11 protein-coding genes and 1 riboswitch are annotated in these 15,430 nt (G+C 72.4%); of the genes, 3 read left to right on the forward strand and 8 right to left on the reverse strand.

Annotation, left to right across the window (positions count from 1 at the left end; all coding sequences use genetic code 11):
• Positions 1-5 precede the first annotated feature (5 nt).
• The 5 genes from ACWDBE_RS08040 to ACWDBE_RS08060 form a co-directional block, all read right to left on the reverse strand.
• Entirely contained in the window at positions 6-1,202 is a 1,197-nt protein-coding gene (locus tag ACWDBE_RS08040; protein ID WP_449790011.1) for a glycoside hydrolase family 113, read from the reverse strand.
• Between the two features lie 15 nt (positions 1,203-1,217).
• The gene (locus ACWDBE_RS08045) at positions 1,218-2,669 is read right to left on the reverse strand and encodes a glycosyltransferase family 2 protein (RefSeq protein WP_449790012.1); all 1,452 of its coding nucleotides are present in this window, start codon (positions 2,667-2,669) and stop codon (positions 1,218-1,220) included.
• 111 nt (positions 2,670-2,780) lie between these two features.
• Positions 2,781-3,569, reverse strand: coding sequence for a hypothetical protein (locus tag ACWDBE_RS08050; protein WP_449807519.1), 789 nt, complete (start codon positions 3,567-3,569; stop codon positions 2,781-2,783).
• Between the two features lie 169 nt (positions 3,570-3,738).
• Positions 3,739-5,193 (reverse strand): glycoside hydrolase family 26 protein, encoded by a 1,455-nt coding sequence (locus ACWDBE_RS08055; protein ID WP_449807520.1) that lies wholly within the window; start codon positions 5,191-5,193, stop codon positions 3,739-3,741.
• A 171-nt stretch (positions 5,194-5,364) separates the two neighbouring features.
• Positions 5,365-6,378 (reverse strand): hypothetical protein, encoded by a 1,014-nt coding sequence (locus tag ACWDBE_RS08060; protein ID WP_449807521.1) that lies wholly within the window; start codon positions 6,376-6,378, stop codon positions 5,365-5,367.
• Positions 6,379-6,728: 350 nt separating this feature from the next.
• Positions 6,729-6,854, forward strand: a riboswitch (cobalamin riboswitch).
• Between the two features lie 192 nt (positions 6,855-7,046).
• On the opposite strand from ACWDBE_RS08060, the gene ACWDBE_RS08065 reads away from it, so the two are divergent.
• From ACWDBE_RS08065 to ACWDBE_RS08075, 3 genes are all read left to right on the forward strand, one after another.
• Positions 7,047-9,452: a ribonucleoside-diphosphate reductase subunit alpha gene (locus ACWDBE_RS08065; RefSeq protein ID WP_449807554.1), complete on the forward strand. Its 2,406-nt coding sequence runs from the start codon at positions 7,047-7,049 to the stop codon at positions 9,450-9,452.
• A 20-nt stretch (positions 9,453-9,472) separates the two neighbouring features.
• Positions 9,473-10,468, forward strand: coding sequence for a ribonucleotide-diphosphate reductase subunit beta (locus ACWDBE_RS08070; RefSeq protein WP_392874237.1), 996 nt, complete (start codon positions 9,473-9,475; stop codon positions 10,466-10,468).
• A gap of 520 nt (positions 10,469-10,988) precedes the next feature.
• A complete protein-coding gene (locus ACWDBE_RS08075; protein WP_449807522.1) occupies positions 10,989-12,050 on the forward strand; it encodes a ferritin-like domain-containing protein in 1,062 nt (353 codons plus the stop codon).
• Positions 12,051-12,192: 142 nt separating this feature from the next.
• Here ACWDBE_RS08075 and def read toward each other — a convergent pair whose 3' ends face one another.
• The 3 genes from def to ACWDBE_RS08090 all read right to left on the reverse strand — a co-directional run bounded on the left by def (position 12,193) and on the right by ACWDBE_RS08090 (position 15,407).
• Entirely contained in the window at positions 12,193-12,834 is a 642-nt protein-coding gene (def, locus tag ACWDBE_RS08080) for a peptide deformylase (protein ID WP_449807523.1), read from the reverse strand.
• Positions 12,835-12,877: 43 nt separating this feature from the next.
• Entirely contained in the window at positions 12,878-13,870 is a 993-nt protein-coding gene (locus tag ACWDBE_RS08085; RefSeq protein WP_392873328.1) for a tetratricopeptide repeat protein, read from the reverse strand.
• 274 nt (positions 13,871-14,144) lie between these two features.
• A complete protein-coding gene (locus ACWDBE_RS08090; RefSeq protein WP_449790018.1) occupies positions 14,145-15,407 on the reverse strand; it encodes an HD-GYP domain-containing protein in 1,263 nt (420 codons plus the stop codon).
• Between the last annotated feature and the right edge of the window lie 23 nt (positions 15,408-15,430).

Here is a 15,430-nt window from a genome sequence, read left to right on the forward strand (position 1 = left end):
ATCCCTCAGGAGGGCGGCAGTTCGTAGGTCTGCGCGAAGCAGGTGCGGATCGCCTGCTCGGACGCGGGGCGCCCGGCGAAGTCCATCCGCGGGGTGTCCTGGTTGGTCGGCAGGGTCGGGTCGATGCCGAAGTAGAGCGACCAGAAGTACACCCCGCCCAGCTTGCGCTCCTGCGCCACCTGGCAGACCGCGGTGAACCAGGCGGCCTGGACGGGCTCGTTCAGCTCCCGCTTGGTGTAGAAGTCCCCGGGCGTCTTGTAGGCGCCCTTCTGCGCCGGGATGCCCACCTCGGTGAGCTTGGTGGCGGGCTGCGGCCCCGCGCCCCGCTTGTCGAGCCAGCCGTTCCAGCTGGCCACCAGGTCGGCCACCGGGGCGTCGTCGCCCGCCGACTTGGCGGGGAAGTAGGCGTCCACGCCGGTCCCGTCGGCCGGCAGCGTGAGCGGCCCCTTGGACCAGTTGTCCCAGTTGGCGTCGTAGACGATCTGGCCGCGGAAGGTCTTCCTGGCCTGCTCGATCAGGCCGGCCCAGTGCGGGTCGTTCTCCAGCGAGTTGAACTCGGTGCCGACGGTGAACTCGGTCGCGGAGTGCTCCTGGGCGGTCTTCAGGTACGGCGTCAGGAAGGCGGTGTAGCTGGCGAACCAGGCGTCCTTGTCGGCGGGCGCGATGTTGCCGCGCCACACGCCGGTGGCGGAGTAGTCGAACACCTCCTCGTCCATGATCGGCCGCACCGTGGTGCGCAGGCCGGCCCGGTGGGCGGAGTCCAGCAGCAGGGCCAGTCGCTCCGGGCTCGGGGTGGTCGCCCGGGCGGCGACGGCGTTCGACTTGGGGCCCGTCGTGTAGTACGGGAAGGTCACCGACAGGGAGTTGGCGTTCAGCCCGACCACGTACTTGACGATGCGGTCGACCTTGCCCTGGACGAAGCTCTCCGGGTCCGCCGGGTCGTCCAACCAGTACACCTGCACGCCCCACTCGGGGCTGCCCTTGGTCCACGGACGGGCCACCTTGGGGCCGTCGTCCTCCACCTGCGGCGTGTCCTTGCCGAAGCCCCAGACCCGGCCCTGCTCGGTCGGGGCGCCGGCCCAGTGCACCGTGGTGGGGCGGCGGTGGTCGAACTTGATCGGATGGTCCCCCCAGACCACCGGGATGCCCACGGTGAGGGCGACCACCACGGTCGGGAGGATGAAGATGACGGGGCGCTTCACGGTCGTGCTCTCCGATCAGGCCGGCTTGGCGATGACGACGAACTTGTTCTCCTCGCGCTTCAGGAACTTGATCAGTCCCCGCAGCCCGCCCCAGCCCTCCAGGAAGGAGAACAGCGGAATGGCCGCCACCACCACGATCGGCTCCCACCACTTGCGCCGGTGGTTGGCCGAGGCCACCACGTTGAGCCGCAGGCCCTCCCAGTACGTCCAGATGACGTACGCGAAGTTGATCGACCAGACCAGCACCACGGACTGGGTGACCGGCGAGGTGTTCCAGGTGCCGGTGAACCACGCCACCAGCAGCACCAGGCCGACGTGCTGCAGCGGGCCGAGCACCCAGCTGACCATGCCCATCCCGATGAACAGCCGGTACCGCAGCGGGATGGTCTTGTTGAAGCAGAGCGCGACCAGGCCCCAGGCCCAGCGCTCGCGCTGCTTGAGGAAGTCCTTGACGCCGGCCGGCGAGGCGCCGTAGCAGCGGCCGTTGAACCAGTCGCTGCGGCCGGGGTAGCGCTGGCAGAAGTTGAGCGCCATCTGGGCGTCCTCGACGATGGTCTTCGGGCCGAAGTCCCAGCCGATGGTGGCCTCCACCGAGGAGCGCACGATCAGCAGTTCGCCGTGCACGCCCGCGATCGGGGTGCCGGTGCCGGTCATCGCGCGGAAGCGGGCGATGTCGTCGGCGGGGCGGATCGCGTCGGCGAGCCAGGTGAAGGTGGAGACGGCGTTCTCGCGCGGGTACGTCAGGATGCCCTGCGCCATGTGCTTGGCGTCGTCCCCGGCCCGGCGCTGCCGGTTGACGAACTGCGCGACGGCGGCGGCGGTGTCCGGGCCGACGCCGGTGTCGTCGTCCATGTGCAGCACCCAGACGTCGTCCTCGGCCTCGCCCTCCTCGATCCGCAGCTCGTGCGAGTAGTGGTTGGCGCGGGCCTTGAACTTGGTGCCGTTGGGCGTCTCGTACGCCCTCGGCACGGTCACCACGCGGATCAGCGGGTGGCGCTCGGCCAGCTCGTCGATCTTCTCCGCGGCGGCGCAGCCCTCCTCGGTGAGGATGTCCACCCGCATCCACGGGAAGTACGGCGGGAGGTGCTCCACGTACGAGAGCACCGAGCGCTCCAGCGCGGGGTAGGTGTCGTGGCGGCCGATGGTCGGCACCAGCACGATCAGGAAGTCGTCCTCGACGGGCGCGGCCGGGGTCATCCGGCTGACCTGGCGCAGCCGGCGGCGGACCATCAGCACGCCCTGGAAGCCGATCAGCACACCGAAGACCGGCATGCCCCACAGGATGGTGATCGCCCAGCCCAGCGCGGTGGGGTTGGGCACGTACGCCCACAGCGAGAACGTGAAGATGATCGCGAAGGAGACGTAGAACGGCGTCACCCGGGGCTTCCACGACATCTGTCGCTCGGCGAGCCGGGCGGCCTCGCGGGACGTGGTCAGCACCGTCCGCTCGGCGGTGGTCGATGACATGGCGGTAGCGCTTCCTCGTCTGGTGTCGTCCCGGCCCCGGGCGGGGCGCGGGTCGTTCGTGAGCGTTCAGCCGCGGGGCGGTCGGCCCCCGCGGCGGTCGGCCCCGGGCGGTCAGCCCTGGGGTGGCCGGTCCGCCGGCGGCGGCACGGCCGGGCCGGGCGGCACCTGGCCGGGAGCGACCGGGCCGGGTGCCGGCGCGCCGGGCTGCGGCGGGGCGGCGGGCCACGGCTGGGCGACGGCCGGCGGGTACGCGCCCGGCTGGGCGGGCTGCTGCGGCGGGTACGGCGCCGGCCGGCCGGGCACGGGCTGCCCCCAACCGGGCTGGGGCTGCGGCTGTCCGGGCAGTGGCTGGGGCCACGCGGGCTGGGGCTGGGACAGCGGCTGCGGCTGGAGCTGGGGCTGCGGCCAGGCGGCGGGCTGGGACCACGCGGGCTGCGGCTGCGCGGACGACAGCGGCGCCGGCGCCGGCTGCTCCCGCCAGACCGACCGGGCCAGCAGCACGATCAGCGCCGCGGTGACGACCACCCCGAGCCCGAAGGTCGCGAGCTTGAGCCAGCCCTCGGTGGTGCCCGTGAACCACTCCCGCTGCGGCTTGTCCAGCAGCGCGCCCACCAGGCTGCGCACCCGGTTGTACCCCTCGACCAGCGCGACACCGGCCGCCACGCCGAGCGCCCAGTTGCGCCCGCGCAGCAGGAGGATGCCCGAAACCAGGTACAGCAGGCCGTAGTTGAGGCTCCCGGTCTCGGCGAACACCGAGGAGCCGCCGTAGTAGAAGATGCCCTTGAGGTAGGTGGCGACGCCGACCTGGCCGAAGCAGTTGTACCCGGCCCAGCAGAGCAGCAGCACGCCCCAGCTGACGGCCACGCCGCCGGCCGCGCGCATCGGACCCGTCCGTGTCATCCCGTATCCCCCGCCCCCTCCGGACCCGTCCCGGCCGTCGGCCCGCCCTCGGCTTCGCCGCCACAGGATGCCACACGGCACAACCGCGCCGGAATTCCACCCGTACGGCCGAGCCCCGCGGCACCACCCGCCGCACGGCGCCGGCGGCCACGCCGGAGGTGGCGTCGGCTCAGCGCACGTGCAGGCCGCCCCAGTCGACGTTCGCCCCGAACGGACCGGAGCCGCCGGTGAGCGCCAGCGGGTTGCGGTACGTGGCGGTGACGTCCGCGACCGAGTTGCGCGGCTGGTCCGGGGTCAGGTTGTTCGCGGTGAGGGACTGCCCCCAGACCGTCCAGATCGTCCAGGGCGTGCGCCGCAGGGTCTCCGGCTGGCGGGAGTTGACCGGGACGGCGAAGGACTCGGCCAGCATCCGCGGCTTGCCGTAGGAGGACAGCCCGTCGTAGTACCGCTTGGTCCACACCTCACCGGTGCCGATCGGGTGCGCCGGGCTGCCGCTGTAGTCGTCCACGCCGACCACGTCGACGTACTGGGCACCCGGGTAGTAGTCCCAGGGGTCCACGCCCGGGGCACCGTCCCAGGACACCGGCGTCCAGACGAACAGCAGGTTGTGCAGCCCCCGGGTCTCCACCAGGTACCTGTACGTGATCTTCCACAGCGCCTGGTAGTCGGCCGGCTTCTGGCCCGCCCACCAGAACCGGCGGGAGCAGTCCAGCACGTTCATCTCGTGGTACGGGCGCAGCAGCACCGGCACGTCGTGGGCGGCCAGGTACTCCAGGTGGTCGGCCAGGTAGGACAGGTCGGTGATCAGTGCCCGGTACTCGGGGGTGTCGTGGGCACCGTCCACGACCCGGCCGAACCAGTCGGGGTCCTTCGCCACCGGCGAGTTCGAACAGAGCACCCGGTCGAAGGACTTGACGTCCGAACCGGGGTAGGGCTGGTGGAAGGACATGCCGACGATCCCGGCCGGGCCGCCGCCGTTGTCGGGCAGTTCGGTGCTGCTGCCGTCGCAGTTCTGCTGCACGCCCGCCGCGCCGTAGCCGCCGTCCTCGGCGCGCGGGTGGCCGTTCCAGACGGCGGAGAGCAGGTCGACGGCGTCGTCGGTGTACTGCCAGCCGGCCCGGCAGGTGGGCCAGCGGCCGGCCGAGTAGGACCGGGGATTGCCGACGCCCCAGCCGTTCTGGCCGTAGCCGGGGCCGAGGTCGGTCTCCACGAAGCCGGGCAGCTTGCCGGTGATGTCGGCGGCCTTCTTGTAGTAGTAGCCGACCTGCTTGGTGCCCCGGTAGTCCCCGTACTCGGGGTTGTTGCGCTCGTTGTGCGCCTCGACGTGCTGGCCGATCACCGTGCCGCCGCTCTGCCCGGTGCGGGCCTGGGACTCCAGGTCGGCGAGGAACTGCTGGACGGCGCGGGCGTTCGGCGAGGCCTGCGGGTCCCGGGCGAGCAGGTCCCGGCCCACCTCCGGCGGCAGGGTGCGCCCGGGCAGGCCGACCGACACCGGGACGCGCGGGAGCTGTTCGCCGTCGGCCCGGCCGTCGTGGTCCAGCAGGAGGACCGCTCCCGCGGCGGCGACGATCCCGGCCGCGGCCAGGACGGCGGGCTTGCCGCGCAGGGCTCTGGGCAGGGCCACTGACCGCTCCTCCGGTTGCTCGCCGGCGCCGCCCCCCACGGACGCAACCGGAAACGCGTACGACATGACTGTCCCGAGAGCCTGCCACACTCCCCCCGGCCTGCGCGAACAGTAGGCCGGGGGGCCGGGGTGTCACGGCGGATCAGCCCGCCCGCGGGACGCCCCGGCGGATCAGCCCGCCGAGGCCGGAGCGGTGCCCTGGACGCCGGGCGCGGCCGAGGACGCGGCCTTGGCGCGCTTGAGCAACTGCCCCTTCACGTGCTCCGCGAACCCGGAAGCCGCCGCGGTCGCCGTGGCGTCCGGGGCGTTGCCGCCCTTCGCCGAGCCCTCGACCGTGAAGTAGCCGTACCGGCCCAGGCTGTTGTGGGTGCCGGTGCAGCCGGCGCCGGCGCAGAAGGCCGGCGCCCCGGCCGCCGGCGCGCCCTTGAGCTGCCCGGTGAAGTTCTTCAGCGCGGTCTCGGCCTGGAGCTTGCGGTCGAAGACCGCCACCCCGACGGTGACCGCGCTCTCACCGGAGACGTACGTCGCCCGGAGCACCTGCTGGCACCCCTGGTCGCCGAGCACCTTGCCCAGCCCGCCGGTCGTGGAGTTCCCGTCCCAGCAGGGCGAGTCCAGCGCCACGACGGTCCGGTTCCAGGTGGCGCCGTTGATCGTCACCTGGAGCGCGGAGAACAGTGCTCCCGCGTCCTGCGGCGCCGGGTCGGTGGCGGCCTCCCAGATCGGCTTGGACGGGTCGTCCGGCTGGCCGCCCGGCGTGCCGGACGTACTCGGAGGCACGACCGGCTGGGTGCTCTTGACGGCCGTCGGGGAGCCGTCGTCCTTCTTGCCCTTGAACAGCACCACACCGCCGGCGACCAGGCCGCCCACCACGGCGACCGCGGCCACCACGCCGATGACCCTCATCCGGCGACGGCGCTTGCCCTCGGCCTCGTTGCGGTCCGCCAGCGCGTCCCAGTCCGGCTCGGCCCGCTGCGGCGGGACCGGCTGCTGGGGCTGCTGCTGGAGGTGCCACTGGGGCTGCGGCTGGGGGGCCGGCTGGGGCTGCGGCTGCGCGAAGGGCGGCGGCGCGACGGGCTGCGGCTGGGCGTGCGGCGGCTGCCCGACCGGCGGAGCCGGCTGCGGCGCGGGCGCGACCGGCTGCGGCACCGGCGGGATGGGCTGCGCGACCGGCTGCGCCGCCGGCACGACCGGCCCGTACGAGGCCGGCGGCGGCCCGAAACCCCCGCTCGGCGGCGGTACCGGACCAGGTACCACCGGCTGCTGACTCTGTGCGCCCCCCGGCCCGGCGGGAGGCGTTCCCTGCGGCCCCTGCCCAGGTACGCCAGTTCCGTCGCTCATGCGCCCAGATCGTAGGGCATCCTCGTGTCCGCCGATCCTCCCGGTGACCATTCCGTATCGAAACCAGGACGCCCCCGGCCCGGTTCCGGGGCCTCGCAGGGCCATCCGGGGCCACGTTTCCGGTACCACCGGTCATCGCCCCGACACGCGGCGCCGCACTACATCTGGGGTCGCTTCAGGGAGACACCACTACATGTATGCTCGCTTCTGCTGTCGATGCAGGGGAACCCGGTGCGAATCCGGGACTGCCCCGCAGCGGTGTGCGGGCGGCTCCAGCAGCCGTACCCGCGAGTCCGATGACCTGCCGACAGCGTGCGCCACGGCCCTCCCGCAGAGGCCGCGCCGACACGAGCAGTACCCCTCCGGGCCTCGCGGGCGGGCCGGGGAGTCACCGTCGCGCGACGCCGTCTGCGTTCGTGCCGTGCTCCCCTGCCCCGATCGGCCCGGTGGCCCCCGATCACCGCCGCCGATCGCCGCCAGGAGAGAGCGCCTTGACCACCGCCGCCTCAGCCACCCTGCCCGCCCAGGGCACCGGTACCGCCTTCACCGACCCGACGGTCTCCGACCCCGGCGGCGCCCTGCTGCGGCTGCTCACCGACCGCAGCACCGACCTCACCGAGGTCGACCCCGGCCATGTCGCCGCCGCCGCTCTGCGCGGCCGCCACGCCGGCTCGGACTTCGCCGAGCTGCGCGGGCTGGCCGTGGACGCCGCCGCATCGATGATCGCCGAGGACCCCCAGTACTCGAAGCTGGCCGCCCGCCTGCTCGCCCTGGAGATCGTCGACGAGGCGAACAGCCAGGGCTCGGTGTCCTTCTCCGCCTCGATCGCCGTCGGCCACACCGAGGGCCTGATCGGCGACACCACCGCGGACTTCGTCGCCAAGCACGCCGCCGCCCTGGACGCGCTGATCGACACCACCGGCGACGACCGCTTCGAGTACTTCGGCCTGCGCACCGTGCAGTCCCGCTACCTGCTGCGCCACCCGATCACCCGCAAGGTGATCGAGACCCCGCAGCACTTCCTGCTCCGCGTCGCCTGTGGCCTGGCGGTCGGCGACAGCGAGCAGTCGGTCCGCGAGGTGGCCGAGCTGTACGGCCTGATGAGCCGCCTGGAGTACCTGACCTCCTCGCCGACGCTCTTCAACTCCGGCACCCGGCACCCGCAGATGTCGAGCTGCTACCTGCTCGACTCCCCGCTGGACAACCTGGACTCGATCTACAACCGCTACGCGCAGATCGCCCGCCTCTCCAAGCACGCCGGCGGCATCGGCCTGTCCTACTCGCGCATCCGCTCGCGCGGCAGCCTGATCCGCGGCACCAACGGCAAGTCCAACGGCATCGTGCCGTTCCTGCGCACCCTCGACTCCTCCGTCGCCGCCGTCAACCAGGGCGGCCGCCGCAAGGGCGCGGCCTGCGTCTACCTGGAGACCTGGCACGCCGACATCGAGGAGTTCCTGGAGCTCCGCGACAACACCGGCGAAGAGGCCCGCCGCACCCACAACCTCAACCTGGCGCACTGGATCCCGGACGAGTTCATGCGCCGGGTCAACGCCAACGAGGACTGGTCGCTGTTCTCCCCGGCCGACGTGCCGGAGCTGGTCGACCTGTGGGGCGCCGACTTCGACGAGGCCTACCGCAAGGCCGAGCAGGCCGGCAAGGCCGTCCGCACCATCCCGGCGCAGACCCTGTACGCCCGCATGATGCGCACCCTGGCGCAGACCGGCAACGGCTGGATGACCTTCAAGGACGCCTCCAACCGCGCCGCCAACCAGACCGCCCTGCCGGGCCGCACGGTGCACTCCTCCAACCTGTGCACCGAGATCCTGGAGGTCACGGACGACTCCGAGACCGCCGTCTGCAACCTGGGCTCGGTCAACCTGGGCGCCCACGTCGCCGCCGGCGCCTCGGCCGACGACCTGATCGGCGCGATGGACTGGGAGCGGCTGGACGCCACCGTGCGCACCGCCGTCACCTTCCTCGACCGCGTGGTGGACATCAACTTCTACCCGACCACCGAGGCCGGGACGTCCAACTCCCGCTGGCGCCCGGTCGGCCTCGGCGTGATGGGCCTCCAGGACGTCTTCTTCAAGCTGCGGATCGACTTCGACTCGGCCGAGGCCAAGACCCTCTCCACCCTCATCGCCGAGCGCATCATGCTCACCGCCTACGAGCGCTCCGCCGACCTGGCCGAGCAGCTCGGCCGCCACGAGGCGTACGGCGAGACCCGCGCCGCCCGCGGCGAGCTGCACATCGACCACTTCCCGACGGCCGCCCCGCAGTGGGCCGACCGCTGGACGGCGCTGCGCGCCCGGATCGCCGAGACCGGCCTGCGCAACTCGCTGCTGCTGGCCATCGCGCCCACCGCGACCATCGCCTCCATCGCCGGCGTGTACGAGTGCATCGAGCCGCAGGTGTCCAACCTGTTCAAGCGCGAGACGCTGTCCGGCGAGTTCCTCCAGGTCAACCCGTACCTGGTGCGCGAGCTCAAGGAGCTCGGCGTCTGGGACCAGCAGACCCGCGACGCCCTGCGCGACGCCAACGGGTCCGTCCAGGAGCTGAACTGGCTGCCGGCCGAGGTGCGGTCGCTGTACCGCACGGCCTGGGAGCTGCCGCAGCGCGCCCTGATCGACCTGGCCGCGGCCCGCATGCCGTACCTGGACCAGAGCCAGTCCCTGAACCTGTTCATGGCGGCGCCGACCATCGGCAAGCTCAGCTCGATGTACGCCTACGCGTGGAAGGTCGGTCTGAAGACCACCTACTACCTGCGTTCGCGCCCGGCCACCCGCATCGCCCAGGCCGCGTCCGGCACCGCCAGGGCCGCCGCGCCGGTGCCCGTGAACACCCCCTCCCTCACCCCGGAGCAGGAAGCCGCCATCGCCTGCTCCCTGGAGAACCCCGAGTCCTGCGAGGCCTGCCAGTGAGCACCCCCGAAGACCGCAAGATGCTGCTCGACCCCGGCTTCGAGCTGACCCTGCGCCCGATGCGCTACCCGTCGTTCTACGACCGGTACCGGGACGCCATCAAGAACACCTGGACGGTGGAGGAGGTGGACCTGCACTCCGACGTCGCCGACCTCGCCAAGCTCAGCGAGGGCGAGCGGCACATGATCGGCCGCCTGGTCGCCTTCTTCGCGACCGGTGACTCGATCGTCGCGAACAACGTGGTGCTGAGCCTCTACAAGCACATCAACTCGCCCGAGGCGCGGCTGTACCTCTCGCGGCAGCTGTTCGAAGAGGCCGTCCATGTGCAGTTCTACCTGACGCTGCTGGACACCTACCTGCCCGACCCGGAGGACCGCGCGGCCGCGTTCGCCGCCGTGGAGAACATCCCCTCCATCGCGCAGAAGGCCAAGTTCTGCTTCAAGTACATGAACGCGGTCGACCACATCGACTCGCTGCAGACCAAGGAGGACCGCCGCGCGTTCCTCCTGAACCTGATCTGCTTCGCGGCGTGCGTCGAGGGCCTGTTCTTCTACGGCGCGTTCGCCTACGTGTACTGGTTCCGCAGCCGCGGCCTGCTGCACGGCCTCGCGACCGGCACCAACTGGGTGTTCCGCGACGAGTCCATGCACATGGACTTCGCGTTCTCCGTGGTCGACACCGTCCGCGAGGAGGAGCCCGACCTCTTCGACGACGAGATGGCCAAGCAGGTGACGGAGATGCTGGAGGAGGCCGTCGAGGCCGAGCTCCAGTTCGCCCAGGACCTGTGCGGTGACGGCCTGCCCGGCATGAACACCGCCTCGATGCGCCAGTACCTGGAGGCCGTCGCCGACCAGCGCCTGGCCCGTCTGGGCCTGCCGATCCGCTACGGCTCGACGAACCCGTTCGGCTTCATGGAGCTCCAGAACGTCCAGGAGCTGACCAACTTCTTCGAGCGTCGCGTCTCGGCGTACCAGGTGGCCGTCGAGGGCTCGGTTTCCTTCGACGACGACTTCTAAGCAGTACAGAACAGGGGTGCCCCGCACGGCCACAGCCCGTGCGGGGCACCTGCACATGTCAGTCGGTCGAAAACTCCCCGGACTTGACCCCGGTGATGAACGAGGCCCGGGCATCGGCAGCGAACGCCAGAGCTGGCCCACTCGAGTCCTTCTTGCGCCACCCCTGAGTGGCACTGTCCGGCACAGTCACGCGCTCACACATCTTCTGATCGTCATGTCGGCGCGGCGAGGGCCGCGATCATATCCAGCGACTCCTTGGGGTTCGCCCTCGCTCCGCCCCGCCTCCACCGCCGCCGAGACCGGCCAGGGCCTGCTCCTCGTCCAGAAGTTGGCCACCCAGTGGGGCTGTTGCCCGCGCGAGGGCGGCATCGGGAAGGTCGTCTGGTGCCGCATCTCCCCCGAGCGGGCCGCCGCGTGAGCACCGTCCGGATGAACTCCTCGACCGCACCGGCGGCGTGCGTCCGGGCACGGCCCGCCTCCGGCTACGGTCCGGCGCACAGTCGAACGAAAGGGGAACACCATGGCGACGGCCGGAATCCTGGACTACGAGAGCGACGCGATCGTCCAGCTCATGAGCATGGCCGAGGAGGACTGGAGCGAGCAGGAGCTCAAGGACGCGCTGCAGCGGGCGATCATGCTGGAGCTCTCCACCATCCCGCCCTACGCCACCGCGCTCTGGTCGATCACCAGCCAGGACGACTCCCAGCCCGTCCGCCACACGATCCGCGAGATCGTCTTCGACGAGATGTCGCACTTCGGCCTGGTCTGCAACATGCTCACCAGCATCGGCGGCACCGTCGTCCTCACCGACCCGGCCACCGTCCCCAAGTACCCGGGCGAGCTGCCCGGCGGGGTCAACCCGGGGCTGATCGTCTCCCTCGCCGGGCTGACCCGGGAGTCGGCGGGCCTCTTCTCCGACATCGAGAAGCCCGAGAACCCGCTCGCCTTCGCCGCCGACGGGAACACGATCGGTGCGTTCTACCAGCGGATCGCCAATGTCTTCCCGAACTTCGCCCACCTGCTGACCGGGCGGAACCAGGTGACCTTCCCGCTCGGGTCGAGCCACGGCGCCGGCAACGACATCGTCGCGATGAACACCATCGACGACGTCCTGAAGGCGATCGACATCATCCAGACCCAGGGCGAGGGCACCACGGCCTCCCCGGACAACCCCTTCCCCGGTGCCCCGGGCGAACTCGCCCACTACTACGCGTTCAAGGAGATCGCCGTCGGCAAGAAGCTCGTGCAGAACCCGGCGACGGGGAAGTTCGAGTTCACCGGCCCCGACGTGCCGCTCCCGGACACCTCGCCGGTCGCCCGGGTCCCCGCCGGCGGCTGGGCCAACGACCCCGGCAACGCGCCCGACCAGTCCACCGCCGCCCTGCTGCACGACTTCAACTCGACGTACAGCGCCATGCTGACCTCCCTCGAACACGCCTGGGGCGGCAACCCGAACGAGCTCTTCACCGCGATCGGGAACATGAGCGACCTGGCCGACACCGCCCAACGGATCAACGCCGTCAAGCTCCCCGCGGACCCCCGTTTCACCTACGGCCCGGAGTGGCTCTTCGTCACCGGCTGACCGCACGCGGGCGGAGGGCTCCGGTTCACGGGGCGGAACGGTCCGCTGCACGGGCCGAGCGGGCCCTGACACCCGGGCCGATACGAAACGCGGGGGCCGGCCCGGGATTTCCCCGTGCCGGCCCCCGACTCGCCTCCGGGCGTTACGCGTTCGGCACCGTCGCGTACTTCGGGGTGCCCTCGGCCATCTGCCGCAGGGCGTCCTTGCGGTCCCGCTTCGACAGCTTGTCGATGTAGAGGGTGCCGTAGAGGTGGTCGGTCTCGTGCTGCAGGCAGCGGGAGAAGAAGCCGGTGCCCTCGACGCGGATCTCCTTGCCGTTCTTGTCGACGCCGGTGACGGCGGCGTAGTCCGGGCGGGCCAGCTCGGCGTAGGCGGTGGGGACGGAGAGGCAGCCCTCGTTGCCGTCGTCCAGGACGCGGCGGCGGTCGGCCGGGTACTCCTCCAGCACCGGGTTGATCACGTGGCCGATGTGGCGCACGCCGTCGTCGTCCGGGCAGTCGTAGACGAAGACCTTGAGGTCGACGCCGATCTGGTTGGCGGCGAGGCCGACGCCCTCGGCGGCGTACATCGACTGGAACATGTCGTCGATCAGCGCGGACAGTTTGCCGTCGAAGACGGTGACGTCCTTGACCTCGCGGTGCAGGACCGGGTTGCCGACGACGGTGATCGGACGCGCGGTGCCCTTGCTGAGGTCGGGCTCCTCACCGATCACCTTCACGGGCGTCTCGGGCGCCGTCCCCTCCACGTCGTGCTCGTGCTCGTGCTGCTCGGCCTGCTCCGCCATGTCTTCCGCTTCCGTAGGTGTACGCGTTACCTCACCAGGGTACTCAGCACACCTCTTCGAGGTCCCGGTACGCCCGGCTTCCCGGGGCCGCCGCGACCCAGCGGTCCAGCAGGGTGCGCACCAGGTGCGCCGGGGCGGCGATCCCGCACTCGCGCTCGACCAGCCAGGACATCCCGGCCGCGCCGCCCTGGCTGAGGTGGCTGAGGTGGCCGGGATGGGCGGCGTCGCCGTCGTCGTGGGGGTCGTGGTGGGCGGCGACGCCGTCGTCGGAGGCCATCCGGCTTTCCGAGCAGGCCCGGCAGAGCAGCCGCACCGAGGACGTCCAGTCCTCGGCCGCGTAGCCGGCGTCGGCCACCAGCCGCTCCAGCGCGTCCCGGTCACCGGCGGTGGCGGCCTGGAGCAGCACCACGTACGTCGGCACCGGGGAGGGCGCCCACAGCTCGATCTCGTCGAACACCGGGTAGGCGACGCCGTCGGTGACCCGCTCGCCGTGCGGGGCACCGTCGTGCAGCACCACCTCGCCCCAGCGGCGGCCGGAGGAGGGCAGCGGGATGGACAGCACCTCGATCCGGGCCGGGTCCAGCCGGCGGCCCCAGACCACCTCGGACTCGCCGTCCGGGGAGAGCCGCACCGGGGTGGTGCCGAGGTCCAGGCTGACCGGGCCGTCCTGCTGGGCACCGGGGCCTCCGGGCAGTTTCAGGCCGTACGCCTGCCAGGCGCGGCGGGCCAGCGGCCAGTCCTGGAGGGCGGTGGCGGTGATGCCGAGGTTCCACCAGTCCGGGGCGCCGTGTTCGCGATCCAGCAGGGCGACGGCGCGCAGGCCGGCCGAGCGGGCCTGTTCCCAGTCCCGGCGGAACTTGTGCAGCAGGGCGAGGTTGAACCAGGAGTCGGAGAGCCACGGCTCCAGGTCGGCGGCCATCACCAGCAGCGCGCCGGCGTCCTCGTAGCGGCCGTCGCCGATCAGCGTGAAGGCCCGGTCGGTCGTCTGCCGCCAGGTGGCGGACGGCCGGTGCCGTGCCCGGTGGAAGATCCTCACGTTCGTCCCTGCCGTCGTCGTCCGCTCAAGTCCCGTGCCACCGTGCCCGTACCGCCTCCGACGTGTGCGGGGCCCGGTGCCCCGGGTCGGTGTTCCACGCTACGACCGCATCCAACCACGCCCGCCCCCGCCCGCGCTCCCCACCGCCGAGGTTGGGGCCCGCCCCTCCCCAGCCTGCCTGTCCGATCCCGACCGCTCAACCCCTGACGGCCGCGGCCCGGGTCCCGGGGGCCGCGACGGCGGGCCCGGCGGGCCCGACGGCGGCCCCGGCCGTTCAGCGGCGGCCTCGGCCGTTCAGCCTGGCCAGGGCGTCCACCACGCGGGCGTCGTAGACCCGGCCGCGGCCCAGTCGCAGCACCTCCAGCACCTCCAACCGCCCGACCGCCTCGCCGATGCCCCGGCCGCGGGCCGCCGTGAGCAGGTCGTCGTAGGCGTTGGCGACCCGGATGATCCGGGACGCGAGCGGCACCTGGCCCTCGCCTGAAGCGGGTCCGGTCCAGGGGTCGGCCAGCCGGGCGACCTGCTCGGCGACCTGTCGGGGCACCCTGGTGCGGCTGATCACCTCGCTGCCGAGGCGCGCGATCCGCTGCTGCTCGGCGCCGGGCAGCAGCGCGGTGGCGCCGTCCGGCACCGGCTCGACCAGGGACAGCTGGCCGACGTCGTGCATCAGCGCGGCGTACTCCAGCAGAGCGAGCTCGTGGGTGCTCATGCCCAGCTCGCGGCCGAGCGCGCACGCCGTGTCCGCGACCCTGCGCGCGTGCCCGTGCGGGGTGTAGCCGGCCACTTCGGTGGCCCGGGCGAGGCTGGCGATGGTCTGCCCGGTGGTGGCCCGTACGGCGGCGGCGCGCCGGAAGGACACCTGGGCGAGCAGCAGCGGGGTGCAGAACAGCGGCAGCGCCCACAGCCCGACCTCGCCGGCCGCCAGGCTGACCAGCATCCCGGTCGCGACGATCGCCGAGCCGATGCCGAAGAGCGAGCGCAGTTCGTCCTCCAGCGCGGCCGGGAACCGCGGTCCGCCGCCGGAGCGGCGCAGCAGCGCCGCCAGGGTGGCGTCGCAGAGCGCGGCCAGCCCGGCCACGGCGGTCAGGAACACCCCGTACGCCGGGCCCTCGGGCGAGAAGCGGTCGACCATGCCGCTGTTGTAGAGCGGCTGGAAGAGGGCGGCCGCGAAGCCGACGGCGAGCAGCCTGCGGGCGGCGCCGTCGCGGCGGGCCGGGTCGGCCCAGGGCGGGCGGCGGTGCGGGTGACCGGCGCCGCCGACCAGCCAGCCCAGCAGCAGGCCGGCCCCGGTCACCGCGACCACCTGGAGCGTCCCGGGCGCGGTCGGCACTCCGCGCAGCGGCCCGAGCACGGCGTACGCCAGCGCGGCGGCCGCGCCGATCGGCGCCTGCTCCCGATCGCCCGGAAGGGTGATGCGGACGCACTCGCCGAGCGTGATCAGCGCGGTGAACGCCAGCGCGACCCCCGGCTCCGCGACCCCGCGCACCGCGACCGCGCCCAGCGCGAGCGCCAGCAGCGCGGCGGCCGCGGCATGCACCCCGCGCGTGGTGCGCCCTCGGG

The sequence above is a fragment of the Kitasatospora sp. NPDC001132 genome (assembly GCF_053598415.1).